The sequence below is a fragment of the Hymenobacter jeollabukensis genome, from assembly GCF_005771675.1.
GTDB classification, from domain to species: domain Bacteria; phylum Bacteroidota; class Bacteroidia; order Cytophagales; family Hymenobacteraceae; genus Solirubrum; species Solirubrum jeollabukense.
Genome location: NZ_VAJM01000001.1, coordinates 778,405 through 801,013 on the forward strand (window position 1 = coordinate 778,405; position 22,609 = coordinate 801,013).

Sequence of the window (22,609 nt, forward strand, 5' to 3'; positions counted from 1 at the left end):
AACGATGTAGAGACGCAACCTTGCGCCTTGTCGTCCGCACCGCTTGGGTCATCATGCGGACGTCAGTCGTTCAACGAGGAGACGCAAGGTTGCGTCTCTACATCGTGCGGATGACACTTTACTCCAGTCCCGGAATCTTCGCCCCGCGCTCCTCGGCTACCTGCTGGGCCAGTTCGTAGCCCGCGTCGGCGTGGCGGAAGACGCCCATGCCGGGGTCGGTGGTGAGGACGCGGCGCAGGCGCTCGGCTTTTTCGGGGGTGCCGGTGGCTACTATCACCATACCGGAGTGCGTGCTGTTGCCGATGCCCACACCGCCGCCGTTGTGCAGGCTCACCCAGTCGGCGCCGCTGGCGCAGTTGGCCAGGGCGTTGAGCAGGGGCCAGTCGGCTACGGCGTCGGAGCCGTCCTTCATGCCCTCGGTTTCGCGGTTGGGCGAGGCCACGGAGCCGCAGTCGAGGTGGTCCCGGCCGATGACGATGGGGGCCGATACTTCGCCGCGGGCCACCAGGTCGTTGATGACCAGGCCGAATTTCTCCCGCTCGCCGTAGCCCAGCCAGCACACGCGGGCGGGCAGGCCGATGAAGGGCACCTTGGCCTGGGCCTTCTCGATCCAGCGGGCCAGCATCTTGTTGTCGGGGAAGGTTTCGAGCAGGGCGCGGTCGATGCGCAGGATGTCCTGCGGGTCGCCGCTGAGGGCGGCCCAGCGGAAGGGGCCTTTGCCCTCGCAGAACAGCGGGCGGATGTAGCCGGGCACGAAGCCGGGGTAGAGGAACTGCCCGTTTTCGTCGCGCACCCGCAGGCCGCCTTTTTCGGCTTGCCCGCGCAGGTTGTTGCCGTAGTCGAGGGCCACGGCCCCGCCGGCCTGCATGTCGATAATGGCCTGGCAGTGCTTCACGATGGAGGCCAGGGCCTGGCGCTTGAACTCCTCGGGCTGGTCCTTGCGCAGCTGCAGCACCTGGTCGATGTCGCCCTCGGGAATATAGTCCATCAGGTCGTGGGCCGAGGTCTGGTCGGTGACGATTTCGGCCTTGAAGCCCCGGGCCAGCAGCTCGGGCAATACCGTGGCGGCGTTGCCGGTGAGGCCGATGCTCCAGCCCTGGCGGGCGGCTTTGTACTGCGCGCACAGCTCCAGGGCGTGGTCCAGGTCGCGGGCCTGCTCGTCGACGTAGCCTTCGCGCACCTTCTGCTTCACGCGGGCGTCAATGGGCTCGATGACCAGGCACACGCCGTCGTTCATGGTCACGGCCAGCGGCTGCGCGCCGCTCATGCCGCCCAGGCCGGCCGTGATGGTGACGGTGCCGGCCAGCGTGCCGCCGAAGTGCTTGTCTCCCACCGCGGCGAAGGTTTCATACGTCCCTTGCAGGATGCCCTGGGTGGCAATGTAAATCCAGGAGCCGGCCGTCATCTGCCCGTACATCATCAGGCCCATGCGGTCCAGCTCGTCGAAGTACTCCTGGGTGCTCCAGGCGGGCACGATGTTCGAGTTGGCAATGAGCACGCGCGGGGCGTGGGCCCAGGTGCGCAGCACGCCCACCGCCTTGCCCGACTGCACCAGCAGGGTTTCGTCGGCTTCCAGCTCCTTGAGACTCTTGACAATGGTCTGGAACTCCTTCCAGTTGCGGGCCGCGCGGCCGGCGCCGCCGTACACAATCAGCTCGTCGTACACCAGCGAAACGGCCGGGTCGAGGTTATTTTCGAGCATGCGCAGGGCCGCTTCGGCTTCCCAGGTTTTGCAGCGCAGCGTGGTGCCGTGCTGGGCCTTCACCGTTTCCGTGGGCTTGTACTCGTAGTACATGGGCCGCTGGGCGTTCTTGCCGATGGCCGAGGATTTGCTGGTGGCTTCGAGGTTGAGTTCGGGCGTGTCGAGAGCGGAATGCGACATGACGAGGGGAGTGAATCGGGGGTTCGGGTGGAACGGCGAATATAGCGTTTTCGGCGCGTGGTGCCCGTTTTGCGGCGGCTCAATTGGCGGCGGGCCGACGAGGCTTGCGGCGCGGGCAGGCGCCGCGCCCGCGGGTCCGCTTCGTTTGGCCGGGCCAACCAGCGCGGCCGGCGTACGTTTACCCAGGAAAACAATCCACAACCGACACCGATCCAACGCGATGAAACGAGTCCTGTTCCTGGCCCGGGCCGCTGCCTCCCTGAGCCTGGCCGCCTGCGACGAAAGCAAAACCAACGGTGCCGAAGGCAACGCCTCCGGCTCGACCATGACCAGCACCCGCCTGGGCAACGCCGATGGCGACGAAGGCAAAGTCGATACGGTGCGCACCGACGCGGGCGCCCCCACCAACAATGCCATGCCAGACACCATGGCCGGGCAATAGGCATTCCGGACCCATACGTACCCAAAAACGGCAAGCCCCGTGTCTCACTGACGTGGGGCTTGCCGTTTTTTGCGGGGTCTGCTTAACGAGTCATCGGCTTCAGGGGCCACCGCCGGCCGCAGAAGTCCGGGTAGGGCCAACTTGAGCTAAGAAAACATCTGGGTTTCGCTGAAAACGCCTCTAGAACGTCATGCTTTATCTGCGCTTGTCGAAGCATCCCTACCGCTTCGTTGAGCTTATTTTCAGGCGAAGCAGTAAAGATGCTTCGACAAGCGGACGCCAGATGAAGCATCACCAACGCCGAAATACACCCTAAAGCACCATCAGCGTAGGCGGGCGGCGGGTGCAGCCGGGCGGCTGGAAGCGGCTTTGTCGGCGGGAGCCGGGCTGGCGACCGGGGCAGAGGGCGCGGCGGCAGCCGGCGCCGCCGCAGGTGCAGCACTCGCCGGGGCGGTTGAGGCCATTTCGCTGGCCCCAACGCTGCTGAGCAGCTGATTGGCCTGGCGTTCCGAGAGGGCGGCCAGCGCGGTCATGGCTTTTTGGCGGCCGTTGTAGTCGTTGGCCTGGTTGAAGGCGCGCTCGGCCCGCTGGTAGGCGGCGGTGGCAGCGTCCAGCTTGCCGGCGCGGTCGAGCTCTTCGGCCTGGCGCAGCAGGGATTCGGCGGCGCGGCTCTGGCCGAAGCAGAGGTTGCTGCCCAGCAGCAGCAGCGCGCAGATCAGGAAACGGGTAAGGGTGGCGGACATGGTGGAAATGGTTGATGGCATTGGAAAACGACGGGTCCGGCAGCCGCTGTGGCGAAACGGGGCAAGACTTCAACGGGCTGTAACTCCTACGCTCGGACTATTGGCCAGGGTTAAACGCACAACCAAAATCCAAACAAAACTTTTTATATCAAAATTATATGATCGAAAAATGATGACATATTTATTATTTATTGGATTTATCTATTCAATTAGCGTATCAAACCATTGCTGCCGTAGCGCCACCTATCCGCTCTGGGTTGTCCTGACGGCGCCGCGTGGCTACGGGCATCCGCGTGGCGGTAATTGCTCCCAGATGCACCCGCCAGCGGCCAAGCTGCGTACTCCACGCTACACCAAACACCCGAACCCGATGAACCAGGTAGCCGCTGGCGTCACCCAGCTCCAGATCCAACGCTTTGTCAACGTATACTTCGTCGAAAGCAGCAACCCCGGCGAGTGGGTGCTGGTCGATACCGGCTTGCCGGGCTCCGAAAAAGACATCATTGCCGCCGCCGACGCGCTGTTTTACCCCGGCACCCACCCCACGGCCATCATCCTGACGCACGGCCACATGGACCACTCCGGCTCGGCGCGGGCCCTGGCCGAGCACTGGCACGTGCCGGTGCTGGCGCACCCGCTGGAGCTGCCCTTCCTGCAGGGCAAGGCCGTGTACCCGCCCGCCGACCCCACCGTGGACGGCGGCGGCACGCTGGCTTTCGTGTCCCGGTTTTTCCCGCCCCAGTCGTTCCAGCTCAGCGACGTGGTGCAGCCCCTGGCCACCGACAACGACGAAACGCCCTTCCTGCCCGGCTGGCGCTGGCTGCACGTGCCCGGCCACGCCCCCGGCCAGATAGCTCTGTTCCGCGAGGAAGACCGCACCCTGCTCGGCGCCGATGCCTTTGCCACCGCCAACCACGAATCGGTGCCCTCGCTGCTGCTGCAGCTGCCGAAAATCAGCGTAGCGGGCGCGCCATTCAACTACAACTGGCAGCAGGTGCGCGACTCGGTGCAGACCCTGGCTGCGCTGGTGCCCCACGCCATCGGCTGCGGGCACGGGCCGGTTATCCAGGGCGCCGAAGCATCGGTCGACCTGCGGCAGCTGGCCAACCATTTCCCCATGCCCGCGCACGGTCGCTACGTCACCGATCCGGCCGTTATCGACGTCGCCGGGGTACAGTACCTGCCGCCCGCGCCCAAAGACACCCTGCCGGCCAAGGCCGCCTTGGTCGGGGCGGGCGTGGCTCTGGCGGCCGTGGGCATAGCCCTGCTCAGCCGCGGCGGCAAATCCAACGGCCACAAGCCGGCCAAGGAGCCCAAGAAAAATTCCAAGGTATACGACCTGGCCGCCCGGCGGGCCCGCAAGTCCGGCCAGGCTTCCTGCGAGCCGGCTTCGGACGAGTATCCGTACAAGGAAATACGGTATTAAGGGTCTATAGGTAGAGCTATTTCAGCAAGCGTTATGTCTCGGCTGCGCTCGACATAACGCTTGCTGATGGACGATAGTAAATCTTGTTCAACGAGCAGAATACTATTGAGTGGGATATCTCGATCCTTGCTTGATGCGCAACATGCTCGGAATGACCTTCCAGGATAATTAGGCCATACATCCTGGCCTGGCCTGAAAACCGGAAAAGCCCCCGCGCTTCGCTGAAGCGCGGGGGCTTTTCGTTGGCCGTCCCATACATCGGGCCGCCCCGCGCTAGCGGAACGGCCCGGACTTGTGTATGTGAGCGGATTGGGAATATACGATTTTTTATTTACCGGAGCGGCTGACCGTCACGCCGCCGTTGGTGGTGACGGCCTTCACCGGCGCGCCACCCTTACCCAGGGCCACGGCTACTTCCGAGCGGCTGACCGAGCCCTGCACGTTGGAGGGGAAGTCGGTGCGGATGGGGCCGTGCACGGTGCTGGTGAAAAACTGGGCCGAATAATCGGCGGGCAGCTTCCAGTTGATGCCGCCGTTGGTGGTGGCCACGTCGAGGCCGGCCCCGTCCCACTTGCTACCGGTGAGGGTGATGCTCAGGCCGCCGTTCTGGGTGCGGCCCTTCACGTCGCCGCCGTCGCCGAGGATGCTCACGCCGCCGTTCTGGGCCTGGAAGCTCACCGGGCCGCGCAGGTTTTCGAGGTGAATGCCGCCGTTGTGGGTGCTCAGGGCCAGGGCGGTTTTCTCGGGCACGAAGATTTCGTAGCTCACCGCGTAGCCCCCGTCGCTGACGGCGTAGCCGTCGTTCTGCCCGCGGCCGTCGGAGCCGGCGGCGCGCAGGGTGTTGCCCTCGGTGCTCACCTTCATGTCGGCCACGCGGGCTTTGGCGGTAGCTTCGTCCTTGGCCCAGGCCTGCACCTTGGCCCGCACCCGGATTTCGGAGCCGCTGTAGCCTTTCACCGAGATGCCGCCGTTGTGGCCCCCGTCTACGGTCAGCTGGCCCGATTTGATGGCCGGCAGGGTCAGGTCGCGGGTTTCGCAGTAGCGCTTTTGCTCGGAGTTGCCCCACTTGCCCTCCTCGCAGGTGGAGGTGAAGGCGGGCGCCGATTGGGCGCGGGCGGCAAGGGCGGCGGTGCTCAGCAGCAGGGCGGTAAGCAGGGTCTTCATAGCGTCAGAAGGGCTGTGTGGTTTGGAATGTTGCCCTACTGACGACGCCGGAATATCCGCAGTTGCAGATACAACGAAATTTTTCGTATATATTTTTTTCAGTGCCTCTCCTTCCGTCATCCTGAGCGAAGCGAACCGAAGGTCGACGTAGTCAAGGACCTTCTTCGCACCTCGCACCAACTAACAAGCGCAGCCACCGACGCTTACTTATCGGGCTGGTGGCTGCGCTTTTTGTGGTTGTGACGATTAGCGTCTGCTCGTTAATAGGCAGCGGCGGTGCAAGCTTCGAGGAAGCTCCTTGACTACGTCGACCTTCGGTTCGCTTCGCTCAGGATGACGTTCTGTTTAATTCGTTCCTTAATCTCTTCGTAACACCCCCCTCCTATTCCCTGGCTCGGTAAGCCCACCGACCATCCACCAAGGTGCCAAGCACGGCCGACGGGTCGGTGGTGTAGACGAGGGCCGGCAGCAGGTGCTGGGTGCCGGCCTGGGCCAGCAGCGGCTGCTGCAGGTCGTAGACGACGGCGTCGAGGGGCTGGCCCAGGGCGAAGTAGTCGGCCACGCGGCGGCCGGCGGCGCGCTGCCCGGCAAAGAACGTGGTGTCGACCAGCGTGGTGGCGCCGTCGGCGAAGGTGTTGCGGCGGCGGTTAATCAGGCGCTGCCCGTAGTCGAGCCAGCGCAGGTCTTCCAGCGGGTTAAGGCTGATGTGGCTGTCGGTGCCGATGGACCAGCGCCCCCCGGCGGCGGCGTAGTCGACCAGCGGGAAGATGCCGTCGCCGAGGTTGCCCTCGGTGCCGGGGCAGAGCACCACCTGGGCGCCCGACTGGGCCAGGCGGCGGGTTTCGTCGGGCGTCATGTGGGTGCAGTGCACGAGGTGAAACCGCTCGTCGAGGGGCAGGTGGTCGAGCAGCCACTCCACCGGGCGGGCGCCGAGGTGGGCCAGGCTGCGCTCCACTTCCAGGGTCTGCTCGGCGGCGTGCAGGTGAAACGGGAGGTCTTGCGGGCCCTGGGCGTGAGTGGCCAGCACGTCGGCGGCTTCCACGGCCCGCAGGCTGTGCACGCCGAAGCCCAGGCGGGCCCGCTGGTAGTGCGTCACGGCCTGGCGGCTGGCGTCGAGCAGGCGCAGGTAGGCCTCCAGATCCGGCGAGATGAAGCGGCGCTGCCGGGGCGCCGGCTCGCGGCCGAAGTCGCCCTTCTGGTAGAACACCGGCACCAGGGTGATTTTGATGCCGGCGGTGCGGGCAGCCGCCACCAGCCGCTCGCCCATTTCGGCCAGGTTGGCGTAGGGGCGGCCGGTGGGGTCGTGGTGCAGGTAGTGAAACTCGACTACTGACGTATAGCCGTTGCGCAGCAGGTGGCGGTAGAGCGTGGTGGCTACCTGCTCGTTCTGCTCGGGCGAGAAGGTTTCGGCGCAGGCGTACATGGCCTCGCGCCAGCTCCAGAAGTCGTCGCGGGTGCCGGGCTCGTGCTGCTCAGCGTGGCCCGCCATGCCGTACTGAAAGGCGTGCGAGTGCGCGTTCTGAAAACCCGGCAACGCGGCGCCAGCCACCGCTTCCACGGTGGCGCCGGGCTCCGTGGGGGCTTCCGAGGAGAGATACTGAATCAGGCCCTGCGCATCGACGCCGACGTAGGCCGGACGGAGCCAGCCGGATTGCAGCAGCAGGGCGGAGAAGTGGTAATAGTGCATGCGGGGAGTTGGGTGGGGCGGTTGTAATCATCAGGCAAAAAGAACGGGCCAACCGGCCGTCATGTCGAGCTTGTTGCGCATTAAGCAAGGATCGAGAAACCTCGCGGGCTGATGGCAGGTATTGAGTTTACTATCTGACGAAGCGGTAGAGATGCTTCGACTGCGCGGACGCCAGATGAAGCATGACGTTCTTTCTGCTCGTTCAACGAAGCACGCGAGATGTCTCGACAAGCTCGACATGACGTTCTTCTTGGGTCGTTCTACTACTGCAATAGGCTCTGCCCCAGCGTGAGCAGCGTTTGGCGCAGCACGGCGCGGATTTGCTCGGCCCGCTCGGGCGCGTAGGCCAGCTCGGCGTCGTTCATATACACGTCCTTGGCCATTTCCAGCTGCAGGGCGTGCTGCTCGATGTCGGGACGGCCGAAGTGACGGGTGATGTAGCCGCCCTTGAACGGGTGGTTGTGCTGCAGCGAGTACGCGCCGCTACCGAGCTGCTGCAGCGCCTGTTGAATCAGCGCGGGCGCAGCGGAGGTTTCGTCGGCCGAGCCGAGAATGAGGTCGGGGAAGGGACCCTGGTGAATGGCGGGCACCAGGCGGCGGATGCTGTGGCAGTCCCAGAGCAGCACGCGACCGAAGCGGGCCCGGGTGTCGTCGAGCAGGCGCTGCAGGGCCTGGTGGTAGGGGGCGAAGTACAGGGCTCGACGCCAGGCCACGTCGGCGGGGGCTACTTCGGTGCGCTCGTCCTGGTAAATCGGCTCGCCCAGGAAGGTGGTAGCCGTGCACAGGCCGGTGATGACCCGGCCGTCCGAGTAGAGCGGGGCGCTGTCAGGGTTGCGGTTCAGGTCGATAACCCAGCGGCTGTAGCGGGCGCGCAGAATGGGAATGCCCAGTTCGGTGGCGAAGTCGTAGAGCTGGTGCACGAACCAGTCGGTGTCGTCGGGCGGCAGCAGGTGGGACTTCAGCTCGGCCTGGATGTCGTCGGGAAACTCGGTGCCGGCGTGGGGCACGCTGATGACGATGGGCAGGCGCTGCTCGGCGGGGTGGGTGAGGTCGAAAAGCTGCATGGGGGCGGATGAGGCGGGCCGATGAGGGGCGCGGCCGGCGGGCTAAGGTAAGGCCGCCGAACGGGAAGCCGCAACGCCCCCCGCACGGCCCCACTAGCCGTCAGCGCCGTAACTTGCACGCCGGCTGCCGACCGCAGCGGCCGTTTTCCCTGTTGCGTATGTCCTACCGCCTGTTGCTGGCCGTGGTGCTCGGGCTCGGCGGGCTGTTTTGGCAGCTCCCGGCCGCGGCCCAGACGCTCCCTGCCGCTCCCGCTGCCCAGCCCCTCCCTCCTACCGCCGCGCTGCCTGCCGACAGCAGCCTGCAATGCACCACCTATGCCTACCTCTCCTTCCTGATCTACGACTCGGAAAGCGGCCCCGAGCCCATCGTGGCCGAGGGCGTGGGCGGCACGCTCACTCTGCGCCCCGACGGCCGCTTCGAGCAGCGCCTGCGCATCGGGCTGGCCCCGAAAACCACCGTGTTTGAGCGTAGCGGCGAGTACCAGTTACTCGGCGGCCACGCCCTGCGCTTCCGCTACCTCACCAAGCAGGGCCAGCCCCGCACCGACACCGGCACCTACCGCTACGATGCCCAGCAGGGCGCCCTGGTCATCACCATCGAGGGCTTTCCGGCCGGCAGCCGCAGCGTGTATACCCTGGTGGCCGGCGCCGACGCAACGACCCCGGCCACCCCCGGCAAGTAGGCCCCGGCTGCGTAGCTTGCGGGCATGAGCAACCGCCCGAAAACCATCGTAATTACCGGCGTTTCCAGCGGCGTGGGCCGGGCCACCGCCGAGGCGTTGCTGCAGCGCGGCTACCGCGTCTTCGGCAGCGTGCGCCGCCCGGCAGATGCCAAGGAGTTGCAGCAGGCGCTGGGGCCGCAGTTCACGCCCCTGCTCTTCGACGTGACGGACCCGGCGGCCATTGCTACGGCGGTAGCGTTGGTGCAGGCCGAGCTGGCCGGCGCGCCGCTGACGGCCTTGATCAACAACGCCGGCGTGGCCTTCGGCGGGCCCTTGCTCTACCAGCCCATCGAGGTAGTGCGGCAGCATTTCGAGGTGAACGTGGTGGGCCTGGTGCAGGTCACGCAGGCGTTTCTGCCGCTGCTGGGCGCCCGCCCGAACTTCACCGGTACGACCGGCCGCTTCATCAACATCGGCTCGGTGAGCGGGCAGGTGGCCGCGCCGTTCGTGGGGGCTTACGTGGGCTCGAAGCACGCGCTGGAAGGCCTCTCGGCCAGCTGGCGGCGGGAGCTGCAGCTGTTCGGCGTCGACGTCATCCTGATCGGGCTGGGCGTGACCAGGACGCCCATCTGGGACAAGGGAATCGACCTGGAAGCTTACCGCGACACGCCCTACTACGGCCCGGCGCAGCGCTTCGTGCAGTACGTGCAGAAGACCATCCGGGAAGGCCTGACGCCGGAATACGTGGCCCAGCGGCTGGTCGGCATCCTGGAAACCCCGCGCCCCAGGGTGCGCTACGCCATCGTGCCGGATCTGCTGCGGGCCTGGGTGGTGCCGCGCCTGCTGCCCGCCCGCTGGCTCGACTGGCTGCTGGGCCGCAGCATCGGGCTGCTGCCCCGGCGCCAAGAGCAGCGCTAAGCCGGACTTCGCCGCGCCGGGGGTTGCCCTTGGCCGGGCTTTCGGCTAACTTGCGGCCCCTTCGGCAGCCGGCCCCTCGGTTTGTCGGAGCTTAACTCACTAAATCACCATTTCACCACTTCACTGATAGATGGGACGCGCGTTTGAATTCCGCAAAGGCCGCAAAATGAAGCGCTGGGACCGAATGTCGAAAGACTTCACCCGCATCGGGCGCGAAATCGTCATTGCCGTGAAAGAAGGCGGCGCCAACCCCGACACCAACTCGCGCCTGCGCACGGCCATGCAAAACGCCAAGGGCGTGAACATGCCCAAGGACCGCGTGGAGGCCGCCATCAAGCGCGCTTCGTCGAAGGAAGAAGGCAACTACTCGGAGGTGGTGTACGAGGGCTACGCCCCGCACGGGGTGGCCATCGTGGTGGAAACGGCCACCGACAACCCCACCCGCACCGTGGCCAACGTGCGCATGTACTTCAACCGCGGCAACGGCGCCCTGGGCACGGCCGGCTCCTCCGACTTCACCTTCACCCGCAAGGGCGTGTTCAAGCTGGCCGCCGAAGGCCTCGACGCCGAGGAGCTGGAGCTGGAGCTGATTGACTTCGGCGCCGACGACATCTACGAGGACTCGGAAGAAGACGAGCACGGCCACGAAAAGCACTACATCGTGGTGGAAACGGCCTTCAGCGACTTCGGCCAGATGCAAAAGGCCCTGGAGCAGAAGCAGCTGAACGTCATCAGCGCCCAACTGCAGCGCATTCCGAACACCACCGTGCACCTGGAAGGCGAGCAACTGGAAGAGGTGATGAACCTGATCGAAAAATTCGAGGACGACGACGACGTGCAGGCCGTGTACCACACCCTGGGCTAAGCCCCACCACGTTCAGCAAGTTGCAGGCTCCCCCGCTGGCCCCTTGGCCGGCGGGGGAGCTTGTTTTTGGGGCCTCCCGAACCTTGGCCGGCCAGGCCTGGCTTGGCAAGGTCCAATCAAATCGGTATTTTCAGCACTGCATACCGAATGCCGGCGAATGGTTCTGATTGTACGACGCGGGGGGAAACGAGTGCTGCTGGAAAAGCCAGGGCACATCTGAATGCGGCCTGTGCTCCTGGCATTGCTACTGCTGCTCGGCCTGCCGGTCCGGGCCCAGCTGCGGGTGTCGCCGGTGGCGGCCGTGCAGCTGCGCCTGCTCCTGGCCCTCACCGAGCAGTACCACATTCCGGGCCTGCAGCTGGCCTACACCGCCCCCGACGGCCGCACCACCACGCTCAGCCAGGGCGTACAGTGCCAGGGCGAGGCACCGGCCGTCGACGACCACACCGTGTTTCAGGCCGCCTCGCTGAGCAAGCCGGTGTTTGCCTACGTGGTGCTGCGCCTCGTCGACCGCGGCGTGCTGGACCTGGATGCGCCGCTGGCCCGCTACGGGCTGCCGCACAAGCACCCGCAAAATCAGCTGGTGGCTGCCCGCATCACGGCCCGCATGGTGCTGCGCCACACCAGCGGCCTCTCGCACTGGGCCGAGTACGGTGACACGAAGATTACCCGCTGGAACCAGGGCGTGCTGCAACTGCGCTACCGCCCCGACAGCCTGTGGCACTACTCGGGCGAGGGCTACGCCTACCTGCAGCGGGTGGTGGAGCACCTCACCGGCAAGGGTCTGCAGCAGCTGGCCCAGGAAGAGGTGTTCGGGCCGCTGGGCATGGCCGACAGCAGCTTCGGCTGGGACGCCCGCTTCAGCGGCCGCCTCTGCTCGGGCCACGACAGCACCGGCACGCCCACCCTGCGCCGCCGCTTCCGCGAGCCCAGCGCCGCCTTCAGCCTCGTGAGCACCGCCACCGACTACAGCCGCTTCGTGCGGGCCCTGGCCCAGGGCACCGGGCTGCAGCCCGCCACCCACCAGCTGCTGCTCACGGCCAGCGGCCCGGCCGCGCACTGCGGGCCGCCCGGCACGGCCGGGGCGCACCTGGGCTGGGGCCTGGGCGTGGGCCTGCAGCAGAGCAGCCGCGGCCGCGCCCTCTGGCACTGGGGCGACAACGTGGACTTCAAGAACTTCTTCCTGGTTTTCCCCGATACCGGCGAGAGCGTGGTGTTCCTCACCAACGGCGAAAACGGCCTGCGCGCCGCCCCGCAGATCCTGAACCTGTTTCTCGGCCCCGACGAATACTGGGCCCTGCAGTGGCTGCAGGAGCGGCACTGACCTGCGGCCCCCGCAGCAGTAGGAATAGCCTCGGCAAAGCCCTAGGTTTAGGCTTCTGCTTCTCCTCCGCCCTACGCCATGCACCTTACCAAACTCCTGCCCGCCGCCCTGCTGCTGGCCGCCGCCTGCTCCTCACCCACCGAAACCAAACCAGCTGATGCGGCCGCCGCCGCGCCCGCCAGTTACTTCAGCGGCGACACGGCCCGCGTGAAGACCGGCGGCGTGCAGGTCATTCCCATCCGCACGCCCAAGGGCACGTTCAACGTGTGGACCAAGCGCTTCGGCCACAACCCGCGCATCCGGCTGCTGCTGCTCAACGGCGGGCCCGGCGCCACCCACGAGTACTTCGAGTGTATGGAGAGCTTTCTGCCGCAGGAGGGCATCGAGTTCATCTACTACGACCAACTCGGCTGCGGCAACTCCGACAACCCCAAGGACACCAGCATGTGGAGCCTGCCGCGCTACGTGGAGGAAGTGGAGCAGGTGCGCCAGGCCCTGCAGCTGGACAAAGACAACTTCTACCTGCTGGGCCACAGCTGGGGCGGTATCCTGGCCGCCGAGTACGCCCTGAAGTACCAGCAGCACCTGAAGGGCCTCGTCATTTCCAACATGATGATGAGCATTCCGGCCTACAACAAGTACGCCGACGAGGTGCTGGCCCCGCAGCTCAAGCCCGAGGTGCTGGCCGAAATCCGGCAGATCGAGGCCAGGAAGGACTTCGACAACCCGCGCTACATGCAGCTGCTGGAACCCAACTTCTACGCCGAGCACCTCTGCCGCGTGCCCCTGCCCGAGCCGGCCGCCCGCTCCCTGGGCAAAACCAATCAGTCGCTCTACGTGACCATGCAGGGCCCCAGCGAGTTTGGCGCCTCGGGCAAGCTGGTGAACTGGGACCGGGTGGCCGACCTGCCCAAACTCACGGTGCCCGTGCTCAGCATCGGCGGCAAGTACGACACCATGGACCCCGAGCACATGCGCATGGTGGCCCGGAAGGTGCAGCACGGCACCGCTCTGATCTGCCCCAACGGCAGCCACATGAGCTTCTACGACGACCAGCCGACCTACATGGCCGGGCTCACGAAGTGGATGCTGGCGGTGGACCGGGGCGAGCAGAAAATGTCTTTGTAGGCCACTTCCCCCTTAAGTACCGCAGGATCTTATCCTGGATTAAGCTCAAGTCCCTATACCTTATGCGCACCACTGACGCCCTAAGCTTAGTGGCCGGTCTGGCCCTCCTTTCCACGACCTCAGTCCGGGCGCAGAGTCTCAACGTGGAGCAGGAAAGATTCCCGGGAGCCAAACGCCTGAAAATACAGGCATTTGGCCGGGGGCCTGCCGGTTTTTGGGCTTTGTACCAATTCGACAACCAAGGCCATGCGACCGAGGAAAAGCGCTACCGCAGCCGCCGACACCTGTCTACTACTATATACACCTACAACCGTCGGCACCAGGTGCTCCGGCAGGCTACCACGTTTGACATCAACCACCCCAACACCACCCACAACATCTACAATACCTACCGCTACAACGCAGATTCGTCCCGGGTACTGCTGGAAGTTTGCTATACCGACACCGATACGCTCTACATCGCCCGGTTTCTGGAATTCGACGCCGCCAACCGCCCTACCAAGCTCACACAAGCCCACGGCTTGGGCCGTGCGCCCGCGTCGCTGACCGAAATAACCTACGCCACCGGACAGGAAACCAACCGCCGCACCGATTACGAACCTGAAGGCGCGACCATCACCACGGTGACTCACCAATACAACGACCGCGGCCATTTGATTCAGGAAACCCGCTCTATGTCGCCCAAACCGGCCGTCACATTCTGGATCGATGGACAAGGCGACAATCAGCAGTATGACTACGATTATTCGCCACGCGGCCCCTGGACTAAGCAGTACGAGTTGATCGAAGGCAAGAAGGTGCTCGTTGAGAAGCGCACCTTTAGGTATTAGCCAGAGCCAGCAGCCTCTTGGCGAAGAAGCAGCTCCACTGCTGCTCAGGAACGGCTACTGGACACATGCAAGGTCTTTGGTAGCTCCTTCTAAAAACTATCCGGAATCTGCCGAAACCCATTCGAGCTAAGTAAGCCTGTCCCCTGCCTCTGAAAACGCTTTGTTAGAGGTCGAAAACACCTTCTACGCAGCCCAAAACACCTCCTCCGCAATACGAAACACCCCGTGCGTAAAGCAAAACACCTCCTCCGCAGCGTAAAACACCTCTTCCGCAAGCCGTAACACCTCCTACGGAGTGCAAAACACCCCCTCCGCAACACGAAATACCCCTTACGCAAAGCAAAACACCCTTTCCCTTTTGCATTACCGGCCCTCAGCGCCGCCGTGGCTCCCCCTCTCCCTAAGGAGAGAGGGTCGGGGGGTGAGGTCTTCGTAACTTGCGCCTCTTTTTTAACCCCGCTTGCCTCATGCCTACCCGTCTCAACAAATACATCAGCGAAAGCGGCATCTGCTCGCGCCGCGAAGCCGACCGTTTCATTGAGCAGGGCGTGGTGTTCGTCAATGGCAAGCGCGCAGAGGTGGGCACCCAGGTGGAGCCCACCGACAAAGTGGTGGTCAACGGCAACCGCATCGAGCCGCGCGCGGCCGAGGACGCCATCTACATTGCCTTCAACAAGCCGCCGGGCATCACCACCACCACCGAGCGGGGGGTGAAGGACAACATCATCCGCTACATCAAGCACTCGGAGCGCATCTTCCCCATCGGCCGCCTCGACAAGGAGTCGCAGGGCCTGATTCTGCTCACGTCCAACGGCGACATCGTCAACAAGATCCTGCGCGCCGGCAACCAGCACGAGAAGGAGTACATCGTGATGGTGGACAAGCCCCTGACCGACGCCGTGCTGGAGAGCATGCGCCAAGGCGTGCCCATGCTGGGCACCATCACCAAGCCCTGCCCGGTGCAACGGGAAACCGACTACATCTTCCGCATCACCCTGGTGCAGGGCCTGAACAGGCAGATTCGCCGCATGTGCGAGTTTTTCGGCTACGAGGTGGTGCAGCTGGAGCGCATCCGGGTGATGCACATCACCCTGAAGGGCCTGGGCGTGGGCGACTGGCGCGAGCTGACCGACAAGGAGCTGAAGGTGCTCTTCGAGAACATCGAGCACTCCAGCGGCACCACCCGTACCCGCCGCGCCCGGGGCGAGAAAACCCCGCAGCAGATAGCCAGCGAGGAATGGCTGAGCGAGGCCCCGCGCCCGAAAGAGGCCAAGCCCCGCCCCAAAACCTACGGCGCCGAGGCCAAGGCCAAGGGCCGCCACCGGCCGGGCACGGGCAAGCCCAAGGCAGCTGCGCCGGGCAAAGCCGCCCCCGCCAACGCCGCCCCGAAGCCCGCCGGCAAAGCCCCGCGCAAAGCCGCCGGCAAGCCGGCGGCCCGCGCCGCTCGCCCCAATACCAGCGGCGGCCGGGGCCGCCAAACCGGCCGCTAACCCGCTACCAATCCGAACGTTGCCACACCCTGGCCACTACCCCGACTCGGGGCGGCCGGCCCCCCAAGCCCGAATGCTATGCTGATGCGTCTTGCCCCGCTGCTGCGCGGTGCGGTGGGCTGCCTGTGGCTGGCCAGCTGCGCCAGCCCCGCCCCCACCCCTGCCACCCTGTTCACGCCGCTTTCCCCGGACAGCACCCACGTCACGTTCAACAACGTTCTGCGGGAAGACAAGGAGGTGAACGGCTTCGTGCAGGCCACGGCTTACATGGGCGGGGGCGTGGCCATCGGGGACGTGAACAACGACGGCCGGGAGGACATCTACTTTTCGTCCAACCAGGCCCCCAACCAGCTGTACCTGAACCGCGGCGGCCTGCGCTTCGAGGACGTGACGGCGGCGGCCGGCGTGGCGGCGCCGGGCACCTGGAAAACCGGCATCACGATGGTGGACGTGAACGGCGACGGGCGGCTGGACCTGCACGTGTGCCGCTCGGCGGTGGCGCCCGGCAGCAACAGCCGCAACCAGCTGTTCATCAACCAGGGCAACTCCCCGCAGGGCATCCCGCGCTTCCGGGAGGAAGCCGCCGCCTACGGCCTCGCCGACCCGGCCAACAGCATGCAGGCCGTGTTCTTCGATTACGACAACGACCACGACCTGGACATGCTCCTGGTCAACTACAACTCCGAGCGGATGACCACGCTGGATGAAGATTTCATCCGCCGCGCCCTGGCCACGCCCGACTCCCTGAACGGCCTGAAGCTCTACCTCAACCAGCTCGACGCGGGCCGCGCGCACTTCGTGCTCGACGCGCGCAGCCAGATTCGCAACACCACCTTCACGCACGGGCTGGCCGCCACCGCGGCCGATCTGAACCTGGACAACTGGGCCGACCTGTACGTGTCGAACGACTTTGAGGCCCCGGACTACCTCTACCTCAACCAGCGCAACCGCACCTTCCAGAACCAGAGCCGCCAGCAGCTCGGGCACACGTCCACGTTTTCGATGGGCAACGACATTGCTGACGTCAACAACGACGGCCTGCTGGACATCCTGACCCTGGACATGCTCCCCGAGGACTTTCGGCGCCAGAAGCTGCTGATGGGCGACGAAAGCTTTGAAGTCTTCCAGATGCGCGTACGCACGGGGCTGCACCGGCAGTTCATGCGCAACATGCTGCACCTCAACAACGGCGACGGCACCTTCGCCGAAGTAGGGCAGCTGGCGGGCATTTCCAATACCGACTGGAGCTGGGCACCCCTGCTGGCCGATTACGACAACGACGGGCTGAAGGACCTGTTCGTGACCAACGGCTTTTTGCACGACTACACGAACATGGATTTCGTGCGCCGCTCCGGCGACTCCATCGACATGCGCCAGGGCAACATCTCCAAGGAAGCCCTGTACCGGCTGGCCAAGCAGGTGCCGGCGACCCGGCTGAGCAACTACGTCTTCCAAAACCAGGACGGCGTGAGGTTCCGGCCGATGAACGCGGCCTGGGGCATCAGCGCGGCCGCCAACAGCAACGGCGCCGCCTACGCCGACCTGGACAACGACGGCGACCTGGACCTGGTGGTGAACAACCTGAACGAGCCCGCTTTTGTGTACCGCAACAACACCCGCCACCGGGGGGCGGCCAACGGCTACCTGCGCGTGAAGCTGCAGGGCGCGGGCCACAACTCCTACGGCGTGGGGGCCAAAGTGACGGTGCACGGCGGCGGCCGGCACCAGCTGCTGGAGCAGCTGCTCGTGCGCGGCTTTCAGTCCAGCGTGTCGCCCGTGCTGCACTTCGGGCTCGGCGCGGCGGCCGTCATCGACTCGGTGCAAGTGCAATGGCCCGGCGGCGCCGCCCAAACGCTGCGGGACGTGAAGCCCAACGGCCTGCTCACGCTGCGCGAAACCGCGGCCGCCCCCGCCCCCCGACCCGGCGCCCCGCGCTTCCGGCCGGTGTTCACGGCCGTGCCCTCGCCCGTGCCGGCCGTGTGCCCCGAAAACGACGTCAACGACTTCAAGCGCCAGCCCCTGCTGCCGGCCAGCCTCTCGTACGGCGGGCCCTGCCTGGTTTCGGCCGACGTGAATGGCGACCAGCGGCCCGACCTCTTCGTGGGCGGGGCGCAGGGCCACCCGGGCCGCGTGTGGGTGCAAGGCGCCGGGGGCAGCTACGCGGAGCTGCCGCAGCCCGCGCTGGCCGCCGATGCGGCGAGCGAAGACGCCGCCGCCGCGTTTTTGGACGCGGATAACGACGGCGACCTGGACCTGTACGTGGGCAGCGGCGGCTACGACTCCTTCGAGCCCGAGGATGCGCGGCTGCAGGACCGCCTGTACCTGAACGACGGGCGCGGCCGCTTCCGCAAGAGCCCGGCGGCCCTGCCCCGCATGCGCACCAGCACCGGCACGGTGGCCGTCGCCGACATCAACGGGGACCGGTTCGCGGACCTGTTCGTGGGCGGGCGCGTGGTGCCCGGCCGCTACCCCGAAGCGCCGCGCAGCTACGTGCTGCTGAACGACGGCCACGGCCGCTTCACCGACCAGACGGCCCGGCTGGCGCCTCCGCTGCAGCGGCTGGGCATGGTGACGGCCGCCGCCTGGGCCGACCTGAACGCCGACGGCTACCCCGACCTCGTGACGGCCGGCGAGTGGCTGCCCATTCAGGTCTGGATCAGCCAGGGCGGCCGGGGGCTGCGCGACGAAACCGCCCGCTACCTGCCCGCCACCCACACCGGCTGGTGGAATACCCTGCAGCTGACCGACCTGAACCACGACGGCCGGGTGGACATCGTGGCCGGCAACCTGGGCCTGAACTCCCAGTGCAAAGCCAGCGACGCGGAGCCCGCCGAGCTGGTATACAAGGACTTCGACGACAACGGGGCCATCGACCCGATTCTGTGCCTCTTCAACCAGGGCAAAAGCTACCCCTACGCCACCCGCGACGAGCTGCTGGACCAGATCAGCATGCTGCGCCCGCGCTTCCCCACCTACGCCCGCTTTGCCACGGCTACGCTGGCCGAGGTATTTACGCCCGAGGAGCTGAAGGGCGCCAAGCAGCTGCGGGCCAACTGCCTGCGCACCCAGTGCTACGTGAGCACGCCCGCCGGCCGCTACCGCGTAGCCACGCTGCCCGTGCAGGCCCAGTTCACGCCCGTGTTTGCCGTGCAGCCGCTGGACTACAACCACGACGGCCACCCCGATCTGCTGCTCGGGGGCAACATCGCGCATCACCGCATCCGGTTCGGCAACCAGGACGCGGGCTTCGGCTGCCTGCTCGCCGGCGACGGCAAGGGCGGCTTCCGCTACGTGCCGCAGCGCGAAGCCGGCTTGCGCATCCGCGGCGACATCCGCAGCTTTGCGCTGCTGCCCAACACCTTACTAGTGGGCCGCAGCGCCGATTCCCTGCAAGCCTACCGCCTCCGCACGCCATGAGGACCGTTATCTTTCTGTTGCTACTGGCCACCGGCCTGGCCGTGGGGCCGGCCTGTCGGCGCGCGCCCCAGCCAGTGTCGTACGCGATGCCCGCTGCCCGCATAAACTGGGTGGTCGACCGCATGCAGCGGCTCATGCGCCAAGACGTGACCAATCCGCCCCTGGCCGCCCGCTTTTACGCTTATACCATGCTGGCCGGCTACGAGGTCCTGGCGCAGTCGGATTCCGCCCTGGTGTCGATGCACGGCCGCCTGCGCGACTACCCGCGGCTGGCCCGGCCCGCGCGGCGCTGCCAGGCGCCGCAGCTGGCCGCCCTGTTTGCCATGCTCCACACGGCCGGCAAGCTCCAGCCCTCGGGCGCGCAGCTGGCGGCGGCCGTCACGGCCCTGGGTGACAGCTGCCGCCGCAGCGGCGTGCCCGAAGAGGTAGTGGCGGAAGCGCAGGCGTATGGGCAGCAGGTGGGCACGGCGCTGCTGGCCTATGCCAAGCAGGACGGCTACAACCGCATCAGCAACTACCCGCGCTACACGCCCACGGCCGGCCGGGCCTACTGGAGCCCCACGCCACCGGCCTTTTTCGGCGCGGTGGAGCCGTATTTCAACCGGGTACGGCCGTTTGTGCTGACCTCGGCCGCACAGTTTCGGCCCGTTCCCCCCACCGCCTTCGATTCGCTGCCCGGTTCCGGCTTTGCCAGCCTCATGCGGGAGGTGTACCAGGCCAGCCGCACGCTGACCGCGGAACAACGCACCATCGCGGCGTTCTGGGACTGTAACCCCTTTGCGCTGCGCGAAGACGGCCATTTGCGCCTGGGGCTCAAAAAAATGTCGCCCGGGGGACACTGGATGGCTATTGCGGGCACCGCCTGCCGGCAGCGCAATACCGCCTTTGCCCAAACCCTGCAGATTCACGCGGTGCTGGCGGTGGTGCTCACCGATGCCTTCATCTGCTGCTGGGACGAGAAGTACCGCAGCAACCGCATCCGGCCCGAAACGGTCATCCGCCACTACGTAGACCCCACCTGGAAGCCGCTGCTGCAGACGCCGCCGTTCCCGGAGTACCTCAGCGGGCACTCCGTTATTTCAACTGCCGCCGCCGAAGTTCTTACCCGTTACTTCGGGCCCGACTTCGCCTACGCCGATGCCACGGAGCAGTCGTACGGCTTACCGACGCGGCGTTTCACCTCGTTTCGGCAGGCGGCGGCGGAGGCTGCCATTTCGCGCCTCTACGGAGGCATTCATTTTCGAGACGCCATTGAGCGGGGCCAGCAAGCGGGCCTGGCTTACGCCACCTGGGCCCTGCCCCGGCTGCTCGACCACCACGCAGCCATTGCCCGCACTCCCTAGGTATTGCGCCGGCCTGCCAGCCAATGTGTAGGCCAGCCATTTGGCCGGGAATCAACTGGCCAACGCCAACGAGGCAACAAGCAAAAGGTTTATAATTTTAGTAATTTAATATTATATTTTTATTATTAATATAATGACTTTATTGTAATACACAGGTCTAATGTTTTACTTTTACAATACGAACCGTTCCCTGCACTTTCCCGTCCACCGGTTTTCTGCGGCATTGCACCTCAATGCTGGGCAGCCAATACGGTAGTAGTGCCCGGCGTACGGATCATTCCTTTTTGCCCTAATACCCCTCCTTGATGAGTTCATTTTTACCTGGCAAGCTGCGCACCTGCCGCTTGGTCGGCCTCTTGACATTCCTGCTGCTGAGCCTGGGCGGCGCCCAGGCTCAAACTTACTGGACCGGCAATGTTTCGTCGGATTGGCACAACCCCCAGAACTGGAACACGGGCGTGGTGCCCGGTAGCAATACGGCGGTGGTCGTTTCGCCCCAGCCTTACCAGGACCGCGGCTACTCCTACACCACGAGCTACAGCTGCGGCACGTGGCTAAGACCCCGCACCTGCTACAACACGTATTGGCAGCCGGTCTATTATTATCCTCCGGCTCCGCAGGCGTGGTCCGCTATCAGCTGCGGCTCCCTGACGGTAACCAGCAGCACCTCCCTTTACGCCACCGGCGCTATCAACTGCACTTCGCTGAGCGTAGCGAGTGGCTCCTCGCTTAGCGTAAACGGAGCATTGAGTGTAAGCGGTGACTTGACGGTTAACGGGACCCTGAACGTGCCTTCGGCAACGGTTGCCGGCAATGTCAACTATACCACCAGCACGACGGGCCTGGGCTCGGGCGGTCTGGTGCTCAACGGCAGCGGCAACCAGACCCTGGTCACTAATGGCGCGGCGCTGGCAAAGCTCACGATTGACAAGTCCGCCGGCGCGGTTGTCGTCAACGACAACCTGACCATCAACTCGCTGCTCGCGTTTACCCGCGGCATGGTGCAGACGTCGGCGACGTCGGCCATTACGATGGCGGTGGGCGCATCGGTCACGGGCGAAACCGCCGGCCGCTACGTGAAAGGCAACCTGATAACGCAGGCCAACAACGTCAGCGGCATAACCAGCTTTGGCAACGGGGTGACCATCAATGCCACCAGCTCCCTGGGCACGGTGACGGTGAAACGAACCGCCGGCCTGCAAAGCGCGGGCGTGAGCTACGGCACCAATCCGGCCAGCGGCCTGATCAAGGGCATCGACCAGATCTGGGAGATTACGCCGACGACGCAGCCGACTGCGCCGGTTCCCGTGACCTTTAACTGGGTGGCGGACAATGACAACGGGCTGACCCTTACGCAGGCCCGGGTCTGGAAGCAGGAAACGGCCGCCGACCCCTGGCGGCCGGTGGGCGGCGAAGCCGATGCCTCGGCCACGCGCTCCATCACGGTGAATGCGCCTTCGTTTTCCCGCTGGACGGTGAGCAACGTCAGCAACCCGCTGCCCGTGGAGCTGCTGCACTTCACGGCCCAGGGCCGCGGAGCCGACGCGCTGCTGCGCTGGTCCACGGCCACGGAGCACAACAACAGCCACTTCCTGGTCGAGGTCAGCACCGACGGGCAGCGGTTTCAGCCGGTGGGGCAGGTGGCGGGCCGCGGCAATTCGCTGGGCCGCTCGGACTACCAGTTTGTGGATGAGCGCATTGGCCGCCACGGCCAGGCCCTGCTGTACTACCGCCTGCGCCAGGTAGACCACGACGGCACCGCAACCGTGTCGCCGCTGGTTGCGCTATGGGTGTCGAGCGACAAGGAGCTGGTGATGGAAGCCTTCCCGAATCCGTTCCGGGACAACCTGAAGCTGCGCATCAACGCCACCACGACAGAGCCGGCCACGCTGACGCTGCAGGACCGCCTGGGCCGCATGATCCTGAGCCAGGCCGTGCAGCTGGTAGCGGGCGTCACCACCGTGGAGTTGCCCCGCGTTTATTCCCTGGCGCCCGGCCTCTACGTAGCCACGGTGCGAACCAAAACCAGGCAGTTCGTCACGAAAGTGGTCCGCGAGTAATCGGCGGCTTCTTTGCCTAACGCAAAGGCCCTGGCGCAAACGCGTCAGGGCCTTTGCGTTGGGGCAGTGCGGCGGCCGGTAGCCCCAAACGCGCCCGCGGCAATACCCGCCCGCTTCCGGGGCCGCAGCGCAACAAAATCAAGCTTCTCTCCTACCTTCGGCCC

General features: G+C 65.6%; 17 protein-coding genes. 12 read left to right on the top strand and 5 right to left on the bottom strand.

The window, feature by feature from the left end; translation table 11 throughout:
• Nucleotides 1–118 precede the first annotated feature (118 nt).
• The gene (hutU, locus tag FDY95_RS03380) at nt 119–1,882 is read right to left on the bottom strand and encodes a urocanate hydratase (RefSeq protein ID WP_138075290.1); all 1,764 of its coding nucleotides are present in this window, start codon (nt 1,880–1,882) and stop codon (nt 119–121) included.
• A gap of 220 nt (nt 1,883–2,102) precedes the next feature.
• On the opposite strand from hutU, the gene FDY95_RS03385 reads away from it, so the two are divergent.
• Nucleotides 2,103–2,324, top strand: a complete 222-nt coding sequence (locus FDY95_RS03385; RefSeq protein WP_138075291.1) for a hypothetical protein — start codon at nt 2,103–2,105, stop codon at nt 2,322–2,324.
• 323 nt (nt 2,325–2,647) lie between these two features.
• Here FDY95_RS03385 and FDY95_RS03390 read toward each other — a convergent pair whose 3' ends face one another.
• Nucleotides 2,648–3,067 carry a hypothetical protein gene (locus FDY95_RS03390; RefSeq protein WP_138075292.1) on the bottom strand — a complete coding sequence of 140 codons (420 nt, stop codon included), beginning with the start codon at nt 3,065–3,067 and terminating at the stop codon, nt 2,648–2,650.
• Between the two features lie 370 nt (nt 3,068–3,437).
• Here FDY95_RS03390 and FDY95_RS03395 point away from each other — a divergent pair, with 370 nt between their 5' ends.
• Nucleotides 3,438–4,493, top strand: coding sequence for an MBL fold metallo-hydrolase (locus FDY95_RS03395; RefSeq protein ID WP_171025512.1), 1,056 nt, complete (start codon nt 3,438–3,440; stop codon nt 4,491–4,493).
• Nucleotides 4,494–4,820: 327 nt separating this feature from the next.
• Here the strand turns inward: FDY95_RS03395 and FDY95_RS03400 are convergent, their stop codons facing one another.
• The 3 genes from FDY95_RS03400 to FDY95_RS03410 all read right to left on the bottom strand — a co-directional run bounded on the left by FDY95_RS03400 (nt 4,821) and on the right by FDY95_RS03410 (nt 8,408).
• Entirely contained in the window at nt 4,821–5,657 is an 837-nt protein-coding gene (locus tag FDY95_RS03400) for a DUF4097 family beta strand repeat-containing protein (RefSeq protein WP_138075294.1), read from the bottom strand.
• 382 nt (nt 5,658–6,039) lie between these two features.
• The gene (hutF, locus tag FDY95_RS03405; protein ID WP_138075295.1) at nt 6,040–7,344 is read right to left on the bottom strand and encodes a formimidoylglutamate deiminase; all 1,305 of its coding nucleotides are present in this window, start codon (nt 7,342–7,344) and stop codon (nt 6,040–6,042) included.
• Nucleotides 7,345–7,607: 263 nt separating this feature from the next.
• A complete protein-coding gene (locus FDY95_RS03410; protein ID WP_138075296.1) occupies nt 7,608–8,408 on the bottom strand; it encodes an N-formylglutamate amidohydrolase in 801 nt (266 codons plus the stop codon).
• 158 nt (nt 8,409–8,566) lie between these two features.
• Between FDY95_RS03410 and FDY95_RS03415 the strand changes: the two genes are divergently transcribed.
• The 10 genes from FDY95_RS03415 (at nt 8,567) to FDY95_RS03460 (ending at nt 22,445) form a co-directional block, all read left to right on the top strand.
• Complete coding sequence (locus tag FDY95_RS03415) at nt 8,567–9,091, top strand: hypothetical protein (protein ID WP_138075297.1); 525 nt, start codon at nt 8,567–8,569, stop codon at nt 9,089–9,091.
• Nucleotides 9,092–9,115: 24 nt separating this feature from the next.
• Nucleotides 9,116–9,988 carry an SDR family oxidoreductase gene (locus FDY95_RS03420; protein ID WP_138075298.1) on the top strand — a complete coding sequence of 291 codons (873 nt, stop codon included), beginning with the start codon at nt 9,116–9,118 and terminating at the stop codon, nt 9,986–9,988.
• A gap of 130 nt (nt 9,989–10,118) precedes the next feature.
• Nucleotides 10,119–10,853, top strand: a complete 735-nt coding sequence (locus tag FDY95_RS03425; RefSeq protein WP_111476161.1) for a YebC/PmpR family DNA-binding transcriptional regulator — start codon at nt 10,119–10,121, stop codon at nt 10,851–10,853.
• Between the two features lie 229 nt (nt 10,854–11,082).
• Nucleotides 11,083–12,177, top strand: coding sequence for a serine hydrolase domain-containing protein (locus tag FDY95_RS03430; RefSeq protein WP_171025513.1), 1,095 nt, complete (start codon nt 11,083–11,085; stop codon nt 12,175–12,177).
• Nucleotides 12,178–12,255: 78 nt separating this feature from the next.
• On the top strand, nt 12,256–13,305 hold the full coding sequence (locus FDY95_RS03435; RefSeq protein ID WP_138075300.1) for a proline iminopeptidase-family hydrolase: 1,050 nt from the start codon (nt 12,256–12,258) through the stop codon (nt 13,303–13,305).
• A gap of 62 nt (nt 13,306–13,367) precedes the next feature.
• Nucleotides 13,368–14,135 (top strand): hypothetical protein, encoded by a 768-nt coding sequence (locus tag FDY95_RS03440; protein WP_138075301.1) that lies wholly within the window; start codon nt 13,368–13,370, stop codon nt 14,133–14,135.
• Nucleotides 14,136–14,602: 467 nt separating this feature from the next.
• Nucleotides 14,603–15,625, top strand: a complete 1,023-nt coding sequence (rluF, locus tag FDY95_RS03445) for a 23S rRNA pseudouridine(2604) synthase RluF (RefSeq protein ID WP_138075302.1) — start codon at nt 14,603–14,605, stop codon at nt 15,623–15,625.
• A gap of 78 nt (nt 15,626–15,703) precedes the next feature.
• Nucleotides 15,704–19,042, top strand: a complete 3,339-nt coding sequence (locus FDY95_RS03450) for a VCBS repeat-containing protein (protein ID WP_138075303.1) — start codon at nt 15,704–15,706, stop codon at nt 19,040–19,042.
• Nucleotides 19,039–20,385 (top strand): vanadium-dependent haloperoxidase, encoded by a 1,347-nt coding sequence (locus tag FDY95_RS03455; RefSeq protein ID WP_138075304.1) that lies wholly within the window; start codon nt 19,039–19,041, stop codon nt 20,383–20,385. Before FDY95_RS03450 ends, FDY95_RS03455 begins: the two co-directional genes overlap by 4 nt.
• Before the next feature lie 305 nt (nt 20,386–20,690).
• A complete protein-coding gene (locus tag FDY95_RS03460) occupies nt 20,691–22,445 on the top strand; it encodes a T9SS type A sorting domain-containing protein (RefSeq protein WP_138075305.1) in 1,755 nt (584 codons plus the stop codon).
• Nucleotides 22,446–22,609 lie beyond the last annotated feature (164 nt).